We start from the raw sequence: 19,300 nt of genomic DNA on the forward strand, positions 1-19,300 counted from the left end.
GCGCCCAATTCCTATCAGGCGCGCCAGCCTCATAATCCTCTCGATGTCGTCCCGCTTCCCTCAGTCAGCGTTCCCGCCAACCCCGTTCCGCGTCCCGTCAGCGCCCTCAGCGCCGCCGGTGAAGGGGTATCTATGGTTCTGGGCCGGGGGCCGCAACCCCTTTTTTGCAGAAACATGACAGAAATTCGATTTTGCCCATTAAAATATTTATTTTCAGTCACTTAGATACGTACCGGAGATGTGCAGGCTCTCTGGCTGGAGAGGCATCTGCGGCGCGATTCAAGATACTAACAGGGATATCCACAGAATCCGCCGGACCACACCGACACGAGAGAGTCGGAATCGCCAAATTTCTCGATGTCGGGGGCAAATTCCTGCGGACTCACCCCGGGACTCGGGGGCGTTTGGGGAAAGTGGCGGCGACTCGACCCCGCTCCGAGTCGCCGGCAGTCGAGGGCGGTCCGGCGCGGCGGATCAGGCGCGGCGCCACCGGATGTGGCGGGGGACGCGGCGCAGAGCCAGCAGAACCAGCACCACGGCGAGGTAGCGCAAGGGTTCCATCTGCCAGCCCTTCAATACCATCACGAAGTGCACAGCCCCAAGTGGCACGACGAAATAGGTCAACTTGTGCAGACGCCGCCAACCGGCCCCGCCCATCCGGCGGATCGACCAGTTGTTCGAGGTCAACGCCAGCGGCAGCATCAGGACGAAGGCCGCCATGCCGATGGTGATATAGGGACGCTTGACGATATCGGCCGCGATCTGGGCCGGGATCTGGACGTCGAGCAGCAGCCAGACCAGCAGATGGGTGAGTATATAGAAGAACGCCGTCACCCCGAGCGCGCGTCGATAGCGGATCAGGCGGACCCCGGTGAACCGCGCCAGCGGGGTGACGGCCAGAACCGCGATCAGCAGCCACAGCCCCCAGAGCCCGGATCGGTGTTCGATGACCTTGGTCGGATCGACCCCGAGCCGCCCCTGCACGCCCTGCCAGAACAGCCAGACGATCGGGGCCGCCGCCAGCGGATAGATCGGCCAGGCCGGAACGTGTTTGAGCCCCCGGTTGATCCGGTCGGCCAGACGCAGGTGCCGGATCGCAAAGGCCTCGCGGGTCAGGGGAAAGGTCAAAAGTTCCTCGCCAGATCCATGCCGGAATAAAGCCCCGCGACCTCGGCGCCATAGCCGTTGAACATCTCGGTCGGCTGGCGTTTGGCGAACAGGCCCGAACCGATCCGGCGCTCGGTCGCCTGGCTCCAGCGCGGATGGCTGACCTCGGGGTTCACGTTGGCGTAAAACCCGTATTCGTTGGCCGCCGCCTGGTTCCAGCTGGTCGGCGGCTGATCGGCGGTCAGCGTGATCCGCACGATCGACTTGATCGACTTGAAGCCGTATTTCCACGGCACCACCAACCGGATCGGCGCACCGTTCTGGTTCGGGATCGGCTGATCGTAGAGACCGACGGCCAGGATCGTCAGCGGGTTCATCGCCTCGTCCAGCCGCAGTCCCTCGACATAGGGCCAGTCGAGGACGCGGGCATGAACACCCGGCATCACGTCGGGCAGCAGGGCGGTTTCGAAGGCAACGTATTTCGCGCCCGACTGCACGCCGACCTTTGCCAGCAGGTCCGACAGCTCGAACCCGACCCAGGGTACGATCATCGACCACGCCTCGACACAGCGCAAACGATAGATCCGGTCCTCGAGCGCGGTGTCCTTGAGGATATCGTCCATGGTCCAGGTGCCGGGCCGGTCGACCAGACCGTCGATCCTGACCTCCCATCCGTCTGTATCCATCTTGCCCGCATTGCGGGAGGGATCGTCCTTGCCGGTGCCGAACTCATAATAGTTGTTGTAGGTGGTGATCTCTTCCAGCGTGTTCGGCGCCGCGTCGGTGGAGAATGCCGAAGGACTGGCGGCAAGCTCGGCCAGCGCGCGGCCCGGTCCGGCAAGGCCCGCAAAGGCCGCGGCGCCAACCCCCGTCAGGATCTGGCGGCGGTTCTGCCACAGGGGTTTCGGGGTCACGTCCGACCATTTGAGGTCGTTCTTCCAGCGTCCAGCCATATCGGGTCTCCTGCAGCGCGTTTCACAGAAGACAGAAGATAGACCGGATTTGCCGGTCCGAGACCGGTTGACACGGTTTTTCACGCGAAAGTTGGAAAACGTCAGCGGGGATGCCGGGGTCAGTGGCGGTACGACCGTTGCGATGACATGCTCAATATATTGAAACTAAGCACTAAAATGCAGCCGTACACGAATCCGAGGGAGCATCGCTCCAGATGCAGGGCAGGACCGGCCTCGCGCGGGCGTTCGAAACCTGCCGGCGCCGCGCCAGCCGCGGTCCGGTCACGCCGGCCGAATGGGCGATGGGTTCGATCCCGAGGATCATCGTGCTGCCATGGCGGGGCGACGCGATCCTGCTTTGCCCCGGCCACAAGGCCATGCGGCAACCGCCGGTCCGGCGATGTGCCGGCGCGGCCAGCGCCCGGGCGCCGCTCGCGAAAAGATGACGCAGGATCAACCCCGCGTGATAATCCGCCCGAAATCCCCGGTTCCGGCGGATTTTCGGCCAGTCCGGCCAATCTCTGGTGATCCGGAGCGAGGCTGCCGGCGTAGCCCGTTTGATGTCGAACAGGACGTCACTCAAATGGGAGAGATACTATGATCCGCAGAACCTTCATCGCCTTCGCTGCCGCGACCGCCATTGCGGCGCCCACGGTCGCCAGCAGCGCCGATATCGTCGATACTGCCGTCGGAGCCGGTAACTTCGAAACGCTGGTCGCCGCAGTGACGGCCGCGGGGTTGGTCGACACCCTCAAGGGTCCGGGGCCGTTCACCGTCTTCGCCCCGACTGACGCCGCCTTTGCCAAACTGCCCAAGGGCACGGTCGAGACACTGCTGATGCCCGAGAACAAGGACAAGCTGACGGCAATCCTGACCTATCACGTGGTGCCGGCCAAGGTGATGTCGTCCGAGCTTGCCGGCCAGACGGTTTCGGTCGCGACCGTCAATGGCGGAAAGCTGATCGTCGATGGGCGCAAGGGCGTGAAGGTCAATGACGCAGAGGTGGTCCAGGCCGATATCGAGGCGTCGAACGGCGTGATCCATGTGGTCGACGCGGTGATCCTGCCTCCCGAGGGCTGATCGTCCGGAAATTTGGCTGGCTGTCCCCCCCCTCGACTGGGCCGGTCGAATGAAACGGGCGCAAGGTTTCCCTTGCGCCCGTTTTTGGGGTCGGTGCCCGCATATGCGGACACCTTGTACCTGGACAGCCTCAGTGGACGACGGCGTGCTGCGGCGGGTGCCTCTGGCTGCCGGCGATCCGGTCGCCGATGATCAGCCCGTCGACGCCGGCCGTCACCGCCACCGTGTCGCCGTCCGAAACATCGCCAGACAGGATCAACTCGGCCAACTGGTCCTGCAGGCTGCGCTGGATCACCCGCTTCAACGGCCGGGCGCCGAACACCGGGTCATATCCCTCGTCGGCCAGCCAGGTCCGCGCTGCCGCGTCCAGCTCGAGCGTGATGCCACGCCGCGCCAGCCGCTTGCCAAGCAGCCCAAGCTGGATCTCGACGATCCCGTCCATGTCCTTGCGGCTGAGCCGGTCGAAGATGATCGTCTCGTCGAGACGGTTCAGGAATTCCGGCCGGAAATGCGCCCGAACCGCCTCCATCACCTCGCGCTTGGCCTCGCCGACATCGTGGCCGTCGGGAAGCTGGCTCAGCGCCTGCGCCCCAAGGTTCGAGGTCAGCACGATCAGCGTCTGCTTGAAATCGACCGTCCGTCCCTGCCCGTCGGTCAGCTGACCGTCGTCCAGAACCTGCAACAGCACGTTGAAGACATCGGGGTGGGCCTTTTCGACCTCGTCGAACAGCACGACCTGATAGGGCCGACGCCGCACCGCTTCGGTCAGCACACCGCCTTCGTCATAGCCGACATAGCCCGGAGGCGCGCCGATCAGGCGGGCAACCGCGTGCTTCTCCATGAATTCCGACATGTCGACGCGAACCATCGCGTTGTCGTCGTCAAAGAGATATTCGGCCAACGCCTTGGTCAGCTCGGTCTTGCCGACGCCGGTGGGGCCGAGGAACAGGAACGAGCCCAGCGGGCGGCTTTCCTCGTTCAGCCCGGCACGTGCCCGCCGCACGGCGTTCGCGACCGCGGTCACCGCCTGCCGCTGGCCGATCACCCGCTTGCCGATTTCGTCTTCCATCCGCAGCAGCTTCTCGCGCTCGCCTTCCAGCATCTTCGTGGTCGGGATGCCGGTCCAGCGTTCGACCACTTCGGCGATCTGTTCCGGGCGCACGGCCTCTTCGACCATCACGTCGGCCTCGCCATCCTCGGCCGCCGAGATCTGCTTTTCGAGCTGCGGGATGATGCCATAGCTCAACTCACCGGCGCGGGCGAGGTTGCCCTGCCGCTTGGCGATGTCGAGATCGGCCCGCGCCTGATCGAGCTGTTCCTTCAACTCGCGGGTGCCTTCCAGCTTGTCGCGTTCGGACTGCCACTGCGCGGTCATTTCGGCCGAGCGTTGCTGCAGGTTCGACAATTCCTCTTCCAGCTTCGAAAGCCGGGCGCGCGAGGCCTGGTCGTCCTCCTTCTTCAGCGCCTCGGCCTCGATCTGCTTTTGCAGGATCTCGCGGTCGAGCGCGTCAAGTTCTTCGGGTTTGCTGTCCACCTCCATCCGCAGACGGCTTGCCGCCTCGTCCATCAGGTCGATGGCCTTGTCGGGCAGGAACCGGTCGGTGATATAGCGGTGGGAAAGCGTCGCCGCAGCCACCAGCGCCGAATCCGAGATACGGACGCCGTGGTGCAGTTCGTACTTCTCCTTGATGCCGCGCAGGATCGAGATTGTGTCCTCGACCGTCGGTTCCTGAACCATCACCGGCTGGAACCGGCGTGCCAGTGCGGCGTCCTTTTCCACATGCTTGCGGTATTCGTCGAGCGTGGTCGCGCCGACGCAGTGCAGCTCGCCGCGGGCCAATGCCGGCTTCAGCAGGTTCGAGGCATCCATCGCGCCGTCGGCCTTGCCGGCGCCGACAAGCGTGTGCATCTCGTCGATGAACAGGATGATCTCGCCCGCCGCGGCGGTCACTTCGGACAGCACGGCCTTCAGACGTTCCTCGAACTCGCCGCGATACTTGGCCCCCGCGATCAGCGAGCCCATGTCGAGCGCCATGAGCTTCTTGTTGCGCAGCGATTCCGGCACGTCGCCGTTGACGATGCGCAGCGCCAGTCCTTCGGCGATGGCAGTCTTGCCGACGCCGGGTTCACCGATCAGCACGGGGTTGTTCTTGGTCCGCCGGCTCAGCACCTGCATCGACCGGCGGATTTCGTCGTCGCGGCCGATGATCGGGTCGATCTTGCCCTCGCGCGCCGCCTCGGTCAGGTCGCGGGCGTATTTCTTCAGCGCGTCATAGCCTTCTTCGGCCGACGCGGTATCGGCCGTGCGGCCCTTGCGGACATCGTTGATGGCGCCGTTCAGACCCTGCGCGGTCACGGCACCGGCTTCCAGCGCCTCCTTGGCGCCGGATCGCACGACCGCAAGCGCGGTCAGGATACGTTCCACGGGGACAAAGCTGTCGCCGGCCTTGGTGGCGATCTTCTCGGCCTCGTCCAGCACTCGGGCCATCTTCTGGTCGAGATAGACCTGTGCGCCGTCGCCCGATACCTTGGGCATCTTGGCAAGCTGGGCATCGACGGCCTCAAGCACGCGCTGGGGCGAACCGCCAGCAGCCTTGATCAGGTTGCTCGCAAGCCCCTGATCGTCATCCATCAGTGCTTTCAACAGATGTTCGGGCACCAGCCTCTGGTGCTCTTCGCGCATCGCGATGGTCTGCGCAGCCTGAATGAATCCGCGCGACCGTTCCGTGAACTTCTCCATGTCCATCGGTATTCTCCTTTTCACAAGCGCCTGATCCCCGGGCGCCCGTCGAAGCGGCACGTCCCCTGCAGGCCTTGATCGAGAATATGGGAACCGGCCGGGCCGCCAGCAACCCGGACTTTCCGCCTTTTTCGCAATCCCTGCCCGCGCCTGCCCGCCACGGCGCCGCGGATGCCGCGGCGACGGAACCGGGACCAAGGCCCGTTAAAGAGATGCCAGGGCGGGACCCCACCCGCCCGGGCGGAAGGCGGTGCCAGGGCCGTGCAGGCCAAGGCGCCGGCATCGGGGCGGTTGACGTGCAGGTGTCCCCCATTCATGAGTGCCTCCAGTTCAAGGAGTCCCGCCCCGATGCAACCGTCCCCCAAGGGCGCCAGCCCTGCCGCAGAAACCTCGGACGATCGCCTGATTGTCGCCCTCGACGTTCCCAATGCCCTCGCCGGGCTCGCGCTGGCCGAGCGGTTGGGCGACGCGGTCTCGTTCTACAAGATCGGGCTCGGAATGCTGACCGGCGGCGGGCTGGCGCTGGCCAACGAACTGAAGCAGGAGTTCGGCAAGCGTATCTTCCTGGACATGAAGCTGTTCGACATCGGCGCGACGGTCGAGGCGGCGGTTCATGGGATCGCTCAGTACGATCTCGATTTCCTGACCGTCCATGGCGACCCGCACGTGATCCGGGCCGCGCAAGAGGGCAAGGGCGGCAAGGATCTGAAGATCCTTGCCGTGACGATCCTGACCTCGCTCGACCGCGCCGATCTGGATGCCGGGTTGATCAAACCCGGTGCCGTGCGCGAGATCGTTCTGGAACGTGCCGCCAATGCGTTTCTGGCTGGCGCCGACGGGGTGATCGCCTCGCCGCAGGAGGCCGCGCTGATCCGTGCCCTGCCCGAGGCCGAGGGACGGCTGATCGTGACCCCCGGCGTTCGGCCCGCGGGGGCGGAACCGGGCGATCAGAAACGCATCGCGACGCCGGCGCAGGCGGTGGCGGACGGCGCCGACCATATCGTGGTCGGCCGCCCGGTCTGGACCGCCGCCGACCCGCGCGCGGCCGCCGAGGCGATCGTGGCCGAACTGAACAGCCCGCAGGCGCGGCGCGCCAACCGCTAAGCTGATATAAGACAGCCACCGCCGAGCCGGAATGCACCGGTCAGCGCCATCATGCCAAAACCGAAGATGTTCGGCGTACCCTGAACAGGTCGCCGAACACAGGTCTCAATGGGCAGTTCCGCCGCCCCTGCTCCGCGGGTCAGGCGTCTTCCCAGGGGTCCGGGTATCCGCCCACGGCCTTCACCTCGAGGAAATCCTCAAGCCCCCAGACCCCGGCCTCGCGGCCGTTGCCCGACTGCTTGATGCCGCCGAACGGGGCGCCGGCGCTGCGGCCCTTGCCGTTCAGGTGGATCATGCCGGCGCGCAGTTCGCGCGCCATCCGGCGCAGCCGCGCCTTGTCCTGGGTCTGGGCATAGTTGGTCAGGCCATAGACGGTGTCATTGGCAATGCGCACGCCGTCTTCCTCGGTCTCGAAGGGGATGATCGACAGCACGGGGCCGAAAATCTCCTCCCGGGCGATGGTCATGTCGGGGGTGACATCGGCAAAGACCGTGGGACGGGCGAAAAACCCGCGGTTCAGCCCCTCGGGCCGGCCGGTGCCGCCAGCGACCAGACGCGCACCCTCGTCGATGCCCTTCTGGATCAGGTCCTGCACCTTGTGCCATTGCGCCTCGCTGACCAGCGGGCCGATGTGATCGCCCTCAAGGCTCGCCGGCGCGACGCCGATTGCCTCGGCGGCCACCCGCGCCTTTTCCACCACCGCGTCATAGACGCTGCGCTCGACCAGCATCCGGCTGGGCGCATTGCAGGACTGGCCGGTGTTTTCCATCATGTGCACCACGCCGCGGGCCACCGCATCCTCGTCAGCATCTGCGAAGACCAGATTGGCGCCCTTGCCGCCAAGCTCCAGGCAGACCCGCTTGATCGTCTCGGCTGCGGCCTTCGAGATCGCGATCCCGGCCCGGGTCGAGCCGGTGAAACTGACCATGTCGACGCCCGGATGGCAGGAAAGCTGGCTGCCGACCCCCGGCCCGTCGCCGTTGACCATGTTATAGACGCCCTTCGGCACGCCCGCCTCGTCGAGGATCTCGGAAAACAGGATCGAGGACAGCGGCGCGATCTCGGAGGGTTTCAGCACCATGGTGCAGCCGGTCAGCAGCGCCGGGATCACCTTGAGCGTGACCTGGTTCATCGGCCAGTTCCACGGCGTGATCATCGCCACGGTGCCGATCGGGTCCATGATGATCCGGTCGTGGGGTGCGTGCGGGCCAAGCGGACGGATGTATTTGAAGTCCTTCGCCGCGCGCAGGAAGTTCTTGATGTGATAGCTGCCCGAGGGGACCTGATCCTCGCGCGACATCGTGATCGGCGCGCCCATTTCGAGGCTGGTGGCCTGCGCCATCTCCTCGGCACGGGCAAGATAGATCTGCAGGATCTTCTCGACCAGCGCGATCCGCTCGGCAGGATCGGTCGCGGACCAGGCCGGGAAGGCCGCGTTGGCGGCGGCAACGGCGGCATCGGTGTCGGCCTGATCGCCGAGCGAGATCACCGCGACGGCCTCTTCGGTCGAAGGATCGATCACCGGGAAATCCCGTGCCGCGACCGGGTCCACCCAGGCACCATTGATGTAGAATTGACGTTTTTCGATCATTTCGGCCCTCAATCTCTGCGTTTGCGGCACAGTGTCACCGCCCGGCACGGTCCGCAAGCAGGGCCTTCCAATCGGGGGCATCCGCTATACCTAACGGACCGGAGCAATCACGTTTATAACGAGGAGCCAGAGCATGGCCTTGCGTATCAATGACACGTTTCCAGACCTGAAACTCAGGACCAGTCAGGGCGACATCCCGTCGTTTCACGACTGGATGGGCGACAGTTGGGCGATCCTGTTTTCGCACCCGAAGGACTTTACCCCGGTCTGCACCACCGAATTCGGCGCCGTGGCGCAACTGGCCGATGAATGGGCCAAGCGCAACACCAAGGTCATCGGCCTGTCCGTCGACGGCGTGGACGAGCACAAGAACTGGATCGCCGACATCGAGAAATTCGCCGCCGTGCCGGTGCCGTTCCCGATCATCGCCGATGACGATCTGGCGGTTTCAAAGCAGCTCGACATGCTGCCGGCCGACGCCTATCTGCCCGACGGCCGCACCGCCAACGACAGCGCCTCGGTCCGGGTCGTGTTCATCATCGCCCCGAACAAGAAGCTGCAGCTGGCGATGATCTATCCGATGTCGGTCGGCCGCAACTTTGCCGAGGTACTGCGCGCGCTCGATGCGCTGCAGAAGACCTATCAGGTGCCGCTGGCAACCCCGGCAAACTGGACCGTGGGCCAGGACGTGATCGTTGGGCTTGGCCTTGACGACGCGGCGGCCAAGGCAAAATACGGCGAATTCGACGCCGTCCTGCCCTATCTGCGCACGGTCAAGATGCCGGCCTGAGGCAGCCGGCCCGCGCCTTTCGGGGCGCAGTTTCCCGGACATTGGCCCGGTACCGCGCAACGGTGCCGGGCCTTTCTGTGTTGACACATTGTTTGAGTCCGATTGTCGCGCAGGACGGGTGCGGCACCTTCCCCTAAACCCTGCAGGCGACGAGCGTTCGTTGCCTCTGTCAACGCAACCAGTTGATCCGGGTTGTGCGACTCACCTTCGCAAGCTATCATCGCGCTAGCTAAGTATTTGTGCATATGATTTTTTGTGGCCGACGGTCTTTTTGCCGTAGGGTGTCGGCCCGGGTGTTCCGTCGCGGCTTTTTCGGAAAACGTTCTCGTTGTCAGGGAGAAGCGAGATGCCCGTGAACCCCACCTATCCGGGAGTTTATATCGAAGAAATTCCATCCGGCGTCAGGTCGATCCGCGGGGTTGCGACATCGGTCGCGGCCTTTATCGGACCGTTCCGGCGCGGGTTGCTGGACGAGGCCGTGCGGATCCAGAGTCCCTCGGACTTCGAACGCGAATACGGCGGCGTCTATCGCGACAGCGAGGCAAGCTATGCCGTCCAGCAGTTCTTCCTGAACGGGGGAACCGAGGCCTGGGTCATCCGTGTCGGCCATCCCGGCCCCGCCGCCGCCGGTATCGTGCCGATTGCCGCCGCGACCGCCGGGCTGAACGCTGTGGTGGACGGTGTGCCGCCCGACCTTGTCTCGGCAACCGCAGGCCGGGTGATCCGCGACGAGACCGCCGACAACCCCGGTGACTGGGGCAATGCGCTGCGGCTCGAGGTCGGCCACGCCACCAGTGCCGCAGACACGCTGTTCACCCTGACGATCAAGGAGGTCGTGACCGAAGGCGACCGCACCAGTGTGTTGCGCGAGGAGGTGTTCCGCAACCTGACCAACCAGCCGAACGAGGCCAATACCGCAATCGACGTGGTCAACGGCGGCTCGCAGCTGGTCTATCTGACACAGGTGGCGGCAGCACTTTCGGATACCGACATTCCGCACGCGACCGGAACGCTTGGCCGGGATATCGTGCCGGGTGGCGGCGATTTCGCCGGTGCCGTCGCGACCGTGGCCGAGATGGCCGGGCTGACCGTGACGCTGCAATTCGGGCCGGCGGCAAGCCCCGCCGACATCGGCCCCGTCGCGGTCGATTTCACCGGCGCAGCCGACCCCGCAACGATGGGGGCCTGGGCCGCCCTGTTCCAGGAGCGGTTGCGCCGTGCGGCGCTCGACCCCCTCGCGGCAATCCCGGTGGGTCAGCGTGCCTATCTGGGCGGTGCGGTGGTGACGCTTCTGGGCGCCGGATCGGTGGCCGAACCCTTCCGGTTCCACATTCGCGCGGGTCAGGGCGCGCAGCCCTTCGACCCCGACGTGCGGCTGATCTTTGCCGGCAACGCGGGCACCTTCGGGCTCGATGGCGCGACAAGCGCCGGGCCGCAGCAGATCGCCCTGACGGGCGGCGCAGACGGCACCGTCGTCGATGCCGCGACCGGCACCTTCCGGATCCCCGAAGCGGCGTTCAGCGGCAATCCAGGCCTGCGCACCGGGCTTTTCGCGCTCGAAGACGTGGATCTGTTCAACATCCTCTGCATCCCGGATGCCCCGCGTCTGGGCGATGCCAATGCGCTCGCGCTCTACTCAACGGCGCTGTCCTATGTCACCGACCGGCGCTCGATGCTGATCGTCGACATCCCCGAAGGCACGGTGCGCATCGACCAGATGGAGACCTGGCTTGGTGCCAATGCGGGCCTGCGGGCGCCCAATACGGCGGTCTATTTCCCGCGCACCTATGTCGCCGATTCGCTTAGGCAGAACCGGCTGCGCTCCTTCGCCTCGTCGGGGACAATCGCCGGGCTCTGGGCGCGCACGGACGCGCAGCGCGGGGTCTGGAAGGCACCGGCGGGCACCGATGCACGGCTGCGCGCGGTGCAGCAACTGGCCTATGCCATGACCGACCCCGAAAACGGCGTGCTGAACCCGCTCGGAGTGAACTGCCTGCGCAGCTTCCCGATCTATGGCAGCGTCTGCTGGGGTGCGCGCACCATGGACGGCGCCGATCAGATCGCGTCGGACTACAAATATGTGCCGGTGCGGCGCACGACGCTGTTCATCGAGGAATCGCTCTATCGCGGCACCAAGTGGGTGGTGTTCGAGCCGAACGACGAACCTCTCTGGGCGCAGATCCGGCTGAATGTCGGCGCCTTCATGCACGACCTGTTCCGGCAGGGGGCATTCCAGGGCGCGATGCCGAGCGACGCCTATCTGGTCAAATGCGATGCCGAGACGACCACGCAAAGCGACATCGACAACGGCATTGTCAACATCCTGGTCGGCTTTTCTCCGCTGAAGCCTGCCGAATTCGTGATCCTGAGGATCCAGCAGATCGCTCGCAGGGCGGAAAGCTGAGGGAGGCGCAGCCATGGCACAATTCGTCGTCAATCCCCGCCGTTTCGACCCCTACAAGGACTTTCGCTTTCGGGTGAAGTGGGACGGTCGCTATGTCGCCGGGGTCAGCAAGGTCTCGGCGCTCAGCCGAACCACCGAGGTGGTCGAGCATCGCGAGGGCGGCGATCCCTCGACCAGCCGCAAGTCGCCGGGGCGCTCCAGCTACGAGGCGGTGACGCTGGAACGCGGCGTGACCCACGATCTCGACTTCGAGGTTTGGGCCAACAAGGTCTGGAACATCGAGGGCGGTAACGGCGCCCAGGTCTCACTGGCGGATTTCCGCAAGGACGTGATCCTCGATCTGCTGAACGAGGCCGGGCAGGTGGTGATTTCCTATCACCTGTTCCGCTGCTGGGTGTCGGAATACCGGGCGATGCCCGATCTCGACGCCAATTCCAATGCGGTGGCGATCCAGACCCTGAAGCTTGAAAACGAAGGTTGGCTGCGCGACGTGTCGGTGGTGGAGCCGGCAGAGCCGAGCTTCAATGTTCCGAACTGACAGATCCGTGCCGGTTCCCGGCAGGCCGATCCCGGTCGAGGTCCTGACCGATGCGGGGCCTGCCCTGCTGGACGTAGGGCCGATCACCGGCGCGATGGAACTGGACGTCGCAGCGGCCCGTTCGCGTGCGCGGACGGTGCCACCCGTCCTGCTCGAAACGCTGGTTCTCGCCTCGGGCGCGGTCGAATGGAACGGGGCGGCACTGCAGGCCGAGACGGCCGAAGCGCTGCTGCTGGGCGACCGGGCGCGGCTGACCCTAGCCGTTCTTTGCGCAGGCTATGGCGCGCCCTCTGAACTTCTCTGGACCTGTCCCGACTGTGGCACGATGCAGGAACTGCCGTTCGATCCGCAGCCGATCCTTGAAACCCGCGCCACGGGGCCGGTTGGTCAGGGATTTCCGAGCGCGCACGGCCTGTCGATGCGGCTGCCCATCGGGGCTGATCTGTCGGTCCTTGCGGCCGAAGGGCGGGCCTCGGCGGCCGCGTTGCTGTCGCGCTGTGCGCCGGAGGCCGGGGTGGGCGACATCGAGGCGGTGGAGGCCGAGATTTCCGCCCGCGACCCCTGTGCCGAGATCGCGCTGGCGGCCCATTGCATCGCTTGCGGGCAGGCGGGTAACGGCGTGATCGACCCGCTGGCGCTGCTCCGGGCCGAAATGGACCGCGAGGGCGGGATACTGGCCGAGATCGACGCAATCGCCCGCGCCTATCACTGGAGCGAGGCCGAGCTGCGCGCGCTGCCCGCGCATCAGCGGCGGCTCTATCTGGCCGCGATCCGTGCCAGCGAGGCCGAGGAACCGTCACGGTGGGCCTCATGACCGGCCTTCTCGGCCGCATAACCGCCCGGATGTCGGGCCAGACCGCCCCCGGCGGCCCAGCCGTCCTGATGGCCCCCGGCCGACCCCGGTTTGCCCCGCCCGCTGCCGCACCCGAGGCCACAGAAGAGGTGGCGGTGGATAGCGCGGCGGCCTCGGCCGACGCGGCAAGAGCGGCCGAAGCGATGCCGCCGTCGGATGCCCCGATCCCACGCGCCTCCGATCTGACATCGGTTGATGGGGCGATCCGGGACCCCATTCTCACTCCGCTGAACCGACCGGAGCGGCGGGCGCCAGAGAGTACGATTGCGCCAACAGCGAAGCGGGGATCGGAATCGCCACATTCGAAGAGCGCCGATCCGGGTGCGTCGGCGGGAACGGCCGGTTCCGAACCTGCCGAATCCGGCTCGGCAGAGTTGGCGTCAGGCCCCTCCGGACCAGCCGGCCCCGGTCCGGTCGTTTCGGCGGATACCCCGACCCTTTCGGCAGCACCATCGCAGCAGCCCGCACCGCCGCACCCCGAGGCGATGAGGCTCGTCGCCGAAACGGTCGATCTGGAGGGCAGCGCCCCGGCACCGACCGGCCCTGAGCCGCAGGCCCTGACCCCGCCTGACAGCACGCCGCCCGCCGCCCCGCCCCGGTCGGATGCCACGATGCCCCAGGATCCCGTCGCACCGAGCCTGTCGATCGGTCGCCTCGAGGTGATCTTCGAGGCCCCCGCGCCGCCACCGGCGCCGCGGCCGCGGCCGCAACCATCCCGCAGTCGGGGGTTCGAGAAATTCGACCGCACCCGCCTCGGCCTGCGGCGCTGAGGGGAGGGAGCGATGGCCGATTATCATGCCATCGGCCGGGTAACGGCCTCGATCCGCCGGCTGCTGCAGGACCGCATGGTCAGCGGTGCCGCAGTCACAGCCGCGCCGCCCGACCAGACGGTCGCGGGTTTCGACGGGGCGCGGGTCAACCTCTATCTGTTTCAGGTGCTGGAAAATGCCAGCCTGAAAAACGATCACGGACCGAACCGCGGCCATCCGGCCAGCTATGGCCGGCCGCCCCTGTCCCTGAACCTGCGCTACATGATGACAAGCCACGCCGACAGCGAGGTGCAGCCCGATTCCGACATCACCGCGCAGGAGATCCTCGGCGACGCGATGCGGGTGCTGCACATATTCGGCAACCGGATGGACACGCTGACGCTGATCAACCTGGCGCCGCCGGCGCTGAACGAACCGGTGCTCGACCCGGAACTGAGCCAGGAATACGAGCGGCTCAAGATCACGCTGCACCCGGTGTCGATGGAGGACGTGACCAAGATCTGGTCGGCGCTGAGTGAAGAGAACTTTCGCCGCACCGTGGTCTACGAGGTCACGGTTGTTCAGATCGACCAGACGGAGCCGACGCGCATCGCCCCGCCGGTCGAGGAACGCCGGATCCTTGCCGTCGCGGGCCGTCACCGCCCGGTGATCGAACGGGTCTTCGTCACCCCGCCGCCGGGCCAGCCCGAGGCCGAGACCCGCGTCGCCATCGGCGAGGAGATCACCATCGTCGCCACCGGCACCGCGGCCGACCGGCTCTATGTGCAATTCGGCCGGCTTGCCCCGATCCGCGTCCCGCCGAGCCCCGATGGCCGGATCCGCCTGACCCTGCCCGATGCGGTGCTGCCGGTCGACTATGACCCGGTGGTGAACCAGCCGATCCCGGCCGAGGCGCGGCTGCAGCCCGGAACCCTGCAGATCCGGCTGGTCGGCGAGATCGATGTCGAGGGCGTCGCCGGTGCTTTGGGGCGCGGCACCGGGATCAACCAGCCGATGCGGGTCCGCTCGAACGTAGCGCTGATGCAACTTGTCCCGCAGGTGACGGGGGTGGCGCCGGGGGCCGGCAATGCCGGCACCGTCCTCACCGTCACCGGAACCCGGCTGTGGCATCCCGGTAGCACCGAGGCGCTGGTTGCGATTGGCGGCGGCACGGTCGCGATCCGCGCCCCCGAAACGCCCGGCGACTGGGCCAACCCGACCCCGACTGCGGTCGAGGTGCCGGTGGCCGAGGCGGGGCTTGCACCGCTTGCCCCCGCCGATCCGGCCTATCCGGTCGCCGTTATCGTCGATGGAGCGCGAAGCCGGGCCTCGGGCCTTGGCTTCCACCTGGATCCATGACCGCACTTGGACATTCCGCGGCCCTGCGGCTGCCGTCGCCCGGCGATGACGCCGCCTTCGTCGGATCGGCGCTGTCCTGGGTGCGGGCGCTGCTGACCGGCGTCGGGGTCGAACCGGCGCGCCTGGCACTCGACGCCGCGCGTCAGGGATCGCCGCTCGACCGGCTGTCGCGCTGCCTTGCCCTCGCCCCCGCCGACGAGGACCTGCTGATCCTGGCGCTGACGCACCGGATCGACGGCGCGGTTGCCGCACTTTGCGCCGAGGCATCGGGCGATCCGCGGCAGGGCTATGTCACCGGGCACCTGCTGACCCAGCTTGTGGGCGATGGCGATCCGGCATTTGCCGCCGCCGTCTTTGCCCGGCTTGTCCCAGAGGCGCCGCTGCGCCGCTGGCGGCTGGTCGAGATGCGCGAAAGCCACGCGCTGTCGGCCGTGACCCTGACCGAGGACGTGGCGCTGCGGCTGGCGGGTCTGGCCCCGGGCGGTCCGCCGCGGGGCTGCCGCGCCCTGCCATCCGTGCCCGCGCTGGCCCGGTTCCAGCATCAGGCCGAGGCGCTGGCGCCCTGGCTTGCACGCGGTCTGGCGCTGATCGGACCTGCGGGCAGCGGACGGCGGGCGCTGGCCGCGGCGCTGGCGCGACAAGCCGGGATGGCGGCGGTGCTGATCGACCCCGGCCGCCTGCCCGAAGGCCCCGGCCGATTCGAGCGGCTGCAGGAAATCGCGCGCGAGGCGCGGCTCGACAGGCTGGTGGCGGTGATCGACGCCGATCCCGACACTGCCGCCCGCAGCCATGCCGCGGCCGAGGAGGGCGCGTTCCTCGCCCACGCCGGAACCGCCGGGCGCGGGCTGGCGGCCAAGGCGGCGGCGGCCTTCGAGGGCAATCTGGTGGTGCTGGCGCGCGACCCGACCGACCTGCCCGCGGGCCTGCATCGCGAACGGATCGCGCCGCTTGGCACCGCCGACCGCATCACGCTGTGGCGCACCGCGCTGGGAGAGCGACGCTGTGCCTCCGAAGCGGCAGAGGTCGGGCGGCACTTTCCCCTCGGTCCCTCCGAGATCGCCGAAATCGCCGCCGGGATCGGCCCCGATGAGCCACCCGGCACGCTGTGGCAACGCTGCCGTGGCCGCGGCGGTCAGGGGCTCGAGGCGCTCGCGACCCGCATCGTGCCGCGCTTTGGCTGGGACGACCTGATCGTGGCCGACGCGGTGCGCGAGGATCTGCGCACCATCGCCGACCAGTTGCGCCACCGTCAGACCGTCTATGACGGCTGGGGGTTTGGGCGGCGGCTGTCGGGTGCCGGGCGCGGGATCACGGCGCTGTTTGCCGGGCCATCGGGCGTCGGCAAGACCATGGCGGCCGAGGTGATCGCCGGCGAACTTGGGCTCGATCTCTACAAGGTCGACCTGTCGCGGCTGGTGTCGAAATATATCGGCGAGACCGAAAAGAACCTGCGCCGGGTGTTCGACGCGGCCGAGGAAACCGGCGCCTGCCTGTTCCTGGACGAGGCCGACGCCTGCCTTGGCAAACGCTCCGAGGTGAAGGACAGCCACGACCGCCACGCCAATATCGAGGTCAGCTATCTGCTGCAGCGGATCGAGGGCTATGCGGGCCTCTGCCTGCTGGCGACGAACCTCAAGAACAATATCGATACCGCCTTCCTGCGGCGGATCCGCTTTGTCATCGACATGCCGTTTCCAGATCAGGGCCAACGCTACCGGATCTGGCAGGGCGCATTCCCGCAGGGCACACCGACCGAGGGGCTCGATCTGGCGGCACTGTCGCGGCTCGATATCAGCGGCGGCTCGATCCTGGTGATCGCGGTCAACGCGGCCTTTCTGGCGGCGGCCGAGGCAGCGCCCGTGACCATGGAACGGATCGGACGGGCCGCGCGGGCCGAGTTTCGCAAGCACGACCGCAGCTTTCGCCCGGTCTGGACGGAGGCCCGGCCATGACAGGGCGCCCAACCCCCGGACAGGCGGCAAGCAACGTGCAGGCGGGACTGGATCGCGCCTCGCACTCTTTGCCCGAGGGGACCCAGGGCCACATCGAGCGCCTGACCTTGCGGCTGCGGCCTGGCGCCGGCCCCGACGAGATTGCACGGGCGCTGCTGCGGGCGCTGCCCGGGGCCCGGCGCGACGGGGAGGAGCCGCGATGAGCTGCTGCGCCGCCATGGGCCGGCCTTCGCGCCGCCCCGCCCGGGCACCGCGGATCGCACCGCCCGAGGCCGAGGCCGAACGCGAGGCGCGCGAGATTGCCTCCCGCGTGAGCGAGGGCACCGGGATTGGCGCCCTGTCCTCCGCCGCGACCGGCGGCGGGGTCATCCACCGCCAGTGCGCGGCCTGTGTCTCGGGCGGCCCGCCCTGCGCCGCGTGCTCCGAGGACGCGGCGAGGCTGCGACGGTCTCCGCAGGGCGATGCGGCCCGCACCACCGGCGCGGGCGCGGCTCGAAGCGCTGCCGCGGCGCTTTCGGGCGGGGGGCGGCCGCTGCCTGCCGCACTTGCGGGCTATTTCGCGCCACGGTTCGGGGCGGATCTGTCCGCGGTCCGGCTGCACACCGACAGCGCGACGGCCGAGGCGGCGCAGGACATCGGCGCACGCGCCTATGCGCTTGGCCCTGACATCGGTTTTGCCGCCGGTGCCTTTGCCCCCGCAACCGGCGAGGGACGGGAACTGATCGCGCACGAGCTTGTCCACACGCTGCAGGGCGACGGCGCGCTGCACCGCGATCCCGACGAAGAAGAGCCGCGTGCGCCGACCCCGCCGACCACCGCCAGCGAGACCTTTCAGGACAGCTCGGGCGGCGGCGAGACCGAGTTCACCGAAACGGTCGAGACCGCGCCGACGGTCGCGGGCGATCACATCCAGGGCAGCGTCCGGCGCATCGAAACCGCGCCCGCAGGCGACGGGCGTGCGCGCGAAGAGGTCTCGAACATGACCTCCTTCATCGATTTCAATGCCGCCACCTGCGAGATCCGCCTGCCCTATCGCTTCGGTTTCCGACGCGCGGCCGACGACCCGCGCGGGCAGTCCTGCGAGGGCGAGACGGTCAGCGATGTCGATGTCGATGCCATCGCGACGCGGTATATAGACGCCGTGAACGCCGAACTGAACGACCAGTTCACGATCCGCTTGAGCGATTGCGACAGCGCCTGTGCAGGTCGCGAGATCCCGATCCGCATCAGCGCCAGCCGTGACGATGCCGACCCCGACCGGGTGATCGATGTGGTCACACGGTCGGGCCGGGGCGATGCCAGAACGCTCTGCGCCGGCAGCTTCGATCCAAGTTTTGCCGTCCACGAGTCTGGCCACCAGATCCTCGGCCGTGGCGACGAATACCCGGAACGGGACCCCGACGTTGTCGCCGCCGTTCCGCGCTGGGGCCGGCCCGAAAGGGTGCGAAGCGACTACAACTACATGGGGTCGCACTACAGTTTCGGCCGCTTCGCGGTGTTCCACGAACGCGACTTCCGCCATGTCCAGGTGTTCATGCAGGCCGCCCTGCCCGACTGCCAAGCCGAGCTGCGCGGCGTGCCGCAGTTGAATATCGCGATCCGGCCGTTCGCGAATGTCGGCTTCGGCACGGTCGGCGGGGCTTCGGGGTTCACCGGCGGTGGCGGGATCGATCTGGGCATTCCCCTGACCCGGGGCCGGGAATGGCAGCTGCTGCTGGGCGCGTCGGCCGATTATCTGGCGCAGCTTGAACAGGACAGACGGCAGTTCGTGCTGGCCGGGATGCGGGCCGGGCTGGAATATCAGCTGCAGGGCCGCGATATCAGCGGAAGGTTCTTCGGCGGCGGGCGGCTTGGCGTGTCGCAGGAGCTCGAGACCCGGCCACTCCGCTCGGACGAGGTCCACGGGCCGCGCACCAGCGCTTTCGGCGAAGCCGAACTGGGCGCCGGCGTGCTGCTCCCCGTTGGCGGTGGCGGTGCGCTGACCGCGGACGTGCGGTTGCGCGCGGGCAGCGAGCTGGGTTCCGACCCGCAGGCGGTGAACTGGTTCAATGTCGGGTTCTCGTTGGGAGCACGGTTCTGA

General features: G+C 67.4%; 16 protein-coding genes. 12 read left to right on the forward strand and 4 right to left on the reverse strand.

Annotation, left to right across the window (positions count from 1 at the left end; all coding sequences use genetic code 11):
* The coding region (locus DQG17_RS21975) for a hypothetical protein (RefSeq protein ID WP_232829397.1) at positions 1-225 on the forward strand (225 nt) is incomplete at its 5' end.
* A 249-nt stretch (positions 226-474) separates the two neighbouring features.
* Here DQG17_RS21975 and msrQ read toward each other — a convergent pair.
* The gene (gene msrQ, locus DQG17_RS09840; protein ID WP_232829398.1) at positions 475-1,128 is read right to left on the reverse strand and encodes a protein-methionine-sulfoxide reductase heme-binding subunit MsrQ; all 654 of its coding nucleotides are present in this window, start codon (positions 1,126-1,128) and stop codon (positions 475-477) included.
* Entirely contained in the window at positions 1,125-2,060 is a 936-nt protein-coding gene (msrP, locus tag DQG17_RS09845; RefSeq protein ID WP_116132677.1) for a protein-methionine-sulfoxide reductase catalytic subunit MsrP, read from the reverse strand. Before msrP ends, msrQ begins: the two co-directional genes overlap by 4 nt.
* Positions 2,061-2,657: 597 nt before the next feature.
* Between msrP and DQG17_RS09855 the strand changes: the two genes are divergently transcribed.
* On the forward strand, positions 2,658-3,140 hold the full coding sequence (locus DQG17_RS09855; protein ID WP_116132679.1) for a fasciclin domain-containing protein: 483 nt from the start codon (positions 2,658-2,660) through the stop codon (positions 3,138-3,140).
* 130 nt (positions 3,141-3,270) lie between these two features.
* Here DQG17_RS09855 and clpB read toward each other — a convergent pair whose 3' ends face one another.
* A complete protein-coding gene (gene clpB / locus DQG17_RS09860; RefSeq protein ID WP_116132680.1) occupies positions 3,271-5,886 on the reverse strand; it encodes an ATP-dependent chaperone ClpB in 2,616 nt (871 codons plus the stop codon).
* A gap of 342 nt (positions 5,887-6,228) precedes the next feature.
* Between clpB and pyrF the strand changes: the two genes are divergently transcribed.
* Positions 6,229-6,984 (forward strand): orotidine-5'-phosphate decarboxylase, encoded by a 756-nt coding sequence (pyrF, locus tag DQG17_RS09865; protein WP_116132681.1) that lies wholly within the window; start codon positions 6,229-6,231, stop codon positions 6,982-6,984.
* Between the two features lie 139 nt (positions 6,985-7,123).
* Here the strand turns inward: pyrF and DQG17_RS09870 are convergent, their stop codons facing one another.
* The gene (locus DQG17_RS09870; RefSeq protein WP_116132682.1) at positions 7,124-8,575 is read right to left on the reverse strand and encodes an aldehyde dehydrogenase family protein; all 1,452 of its coding nucleotides are present in this window, start codon (positions 8,573-8,575) and stop codon (positions 7,124-7,126) included.
* A gap of 133 nt (positions 8,576-8,708) precedes the next feature.
* Here DQG17_RS09870 and DQG17_RS09875 point away from each other — a divergent pair, with 133 nt between their 5' ends.
* From DQG17_RS09875 to DQG17_RS09915, 9 genes are all read left to right on the forward strand, one after another.
* Positions 8,709-9,365, forward strand: coding sequence for a peroxiredoxin (locus DQG17_RS09875; protein WP_116132683.1), 657 nt, complete (start codon positions 8,709-8,711; stop codon positions 9,363-9,365).
* A 346-nt stretch (positions 9,366-9,711) separates the two neighbouring features.
* A complete protein-coding gene (locus tag DQG17_RS09880) occupies positions 9,712-11,769 on the forward strand; it encodes a phage tail sheath C-terminal domain-containing protein (RefSeq protein ID WP_116132684.1) in 2,058 nt (685 codons plus the stop codon).
* 13 nt (positions 11,770-11,782) lie between these two features.
* A complete protein-coding gene (locus DQG17_RS09885; protein ID WP_116132685.1) occupies positions 11,783-12,307 on the forward strand; it encodes a phage tail protein in 525 nt (174 codons plus the stop codon).
* Positions 12,294-13,121, forward strand: a complete 828-nt coding sequence (locus tag DQG17_RS09890) for a hypothetical protein (RefSeq protein WP_157973571.1) — start codon at positions 12,294-12,296, stop codon at positions 13,119-13,121. The genes DQG17_RS09885 and DQG17_RS09890 overlap by 14 nt, the downstream gene beginning before the upstream one ends.
* A gap of 650 nt (positions 13,122-13,771) precedes the next feature.
* Positions 13,772-13,930, forward strand: a complete 159-nt coding sequence (locus DQG17_RS21660) for a hypothetical protein (RefSeq protein ID WP_157973572.1) — start codon at positions 13,772-13,774, stop codon at positions 13,928-13,930.
* Between the two features lie 12 nt (positions 13,931-13,942).
* Positions 13,943-15,268 carry a DUF4255 domain-containing protein gene (locus DQG17_RS09900; protein WP_116132688.1) on the forward strand — a complete coding sequence of 442 codons (1,326 nt, stop codon included), beginning with the start codon at positions 13,943-13,945 and terminating at the stop codon, positions 15,266-15,268.
* The gene (locus DQG17_RS09905; RefSeq protein WP_116132689.1) at positions 15,265-17,220 is read left to right on the forward strand and encodes an ATP-binding protein; all 1,956 of its coding nucleotides are present in this window, start codon (positions 15,265-15,267) and stop codon (positions 17,218-17,220) included. The genes DQG17_RS09900 and DQG17_RS09905 overlap by 4 nt, the downstream gene beginning before the upstream one ends.
* The gene (locus DQG17_RS09910) at positions 17,217-17,423 is read left to right on the forward strand and encodes a hypothetical protein (protein WP_116132690.1); all 207 of its coding nucleotides are present in this window, start codon (positions 17,217-17,219) and stop codon (positions 17,421-17,423) included. Before DQG17_RS09905 ends, DQG17_RS09910 begins: the two co-directional genes overlap by 4 nt.
* Positions 17,420-19,300 carry a DUF4157 domain-containing protein gene (locus DQG17_RS09915; RefSeq protein ID WP_116132691.1) on the forward strand — a complete coding sequence of 627 codons (1,881 nt, stop codon included), beginning with the start codon at positions 17,420-17,422 and terminating at the stop codon, positions 19,298-19,300. The genes DQG17_RS09910 and DQG17_RS09915 overlap by 4 nt, the downstream gene beginning before the upstream one ends.

This window comes from Tropicimonas sp. IMCC34043 (assembly GCF_003390845.1).
In the GTDB taxonomy this organism is placed as follows: Bacteria; Pseudomonadota; Alphaproteobacteria; order Rhodobacterales; family Rhodobacteraceae; genus Tropicimonas.

Excerpts from the sequence above, each read along its gene's own strand:
- DQG17_RS21660 (WP_157973572.1), top strand. The coding sequence starts at position 13,772 with ATGCCCCAGGATCCCGTCGCACCGAGCCTGTCGATCGGTCGCCTCGAG.
- DQG17_RS09905 (WP_116132689.1), top strand. The coding sequence starts at position 15,265 with ATGACCGCACTTGGACATTCCGCGGCCCTGCGGCTGCCGTCGCCCGGC.
- DQG17_RS09890 (WP_157973571.1), top strand. The coding sequence starts at position 12,294 with ATGTTCCGAACTGACAGATCCGTGCCGGTTCCCGGCAGGCCGATCCCG.
- pyrF (WP_116132681.1), top strand. The coding sequence starts at position 6,229 with ATGCAACCGTCCCCCAAGGGCGCCAGCCCTGCCGCAGAAACCTCGGAC.
- DQG17_RS09880 (WP_116132684.1), top strand. The coding sequence starts at position 9,712 with ATGCCCGTGAACCCCACCTATCCGGGAGTTTATATCGAAGAAATTCCA.
- DQG17_RS09875 (WP_116132683.1), top strand. The coding sequence starts at position 8,709 with ATGGCCTTGCGTATCAATGACACGTTTCCAGACCTGAAACTCAGGACC.
- DQG17_RS09870 (WP_116132682.1), bottom strand. The coding sequence starts at position 8,575 with ATGATCGAAAAACGTCAATTCTACATCAATGGTGCCTGGGTGGACCCG.
- DQG17_RS09900 (WP_116132688.1), top strand. The coding sequence starts at position 13,943 with ATGGCCGATTATCATGCCATCGGCCGGGTAACGGCCTCGATCCGCCGG.
- msrP (WP_116132677.1), bottom strand. The coding sequence starts at position 2,060 with ATGGCTGGACGCTGGAAGAACGACCTCAAATGGTCGGACGTGACCCCG.
- clpB (WP_116132680.1), bottom strand. The coding sequence starts at position 5,886 with ATGGACATGGAGAAGTTCACGGAACGGTCGCGCGGATTCATTCAGGCT.
- DQG17_RS09885 (WP_116132685.1), top strand. The coding sequence starts at position 11,783 with ATGGCACAATTCGTCGTCAATCCCCGCCGTTTCGACCCCTACAAGGAC.
- DQG17_RS09910 (WP_116132690.1), top strand. The coding sequence starts at position 17,217 with ATGACAGGGCGCCCAACCCCCGGACAGGCGGCAAGCAACGTGCAGGCG.
- DQG17_RS09915 (WP_116132691.1), top strand. The coding sequence starts at position 17,420 with ATGAGCTGCTGCGCCGCCATGGGCCGGCCTTCGCGCCGCCCCGCCCGG.
- DQG17_RS09855 (WP_116132679.1), top strand. The coding sequence starts at position 2,658 with ATGATCCGCAGAACCTTCATCGCCTTCGCTGCCGCGACCGCCATTGCG.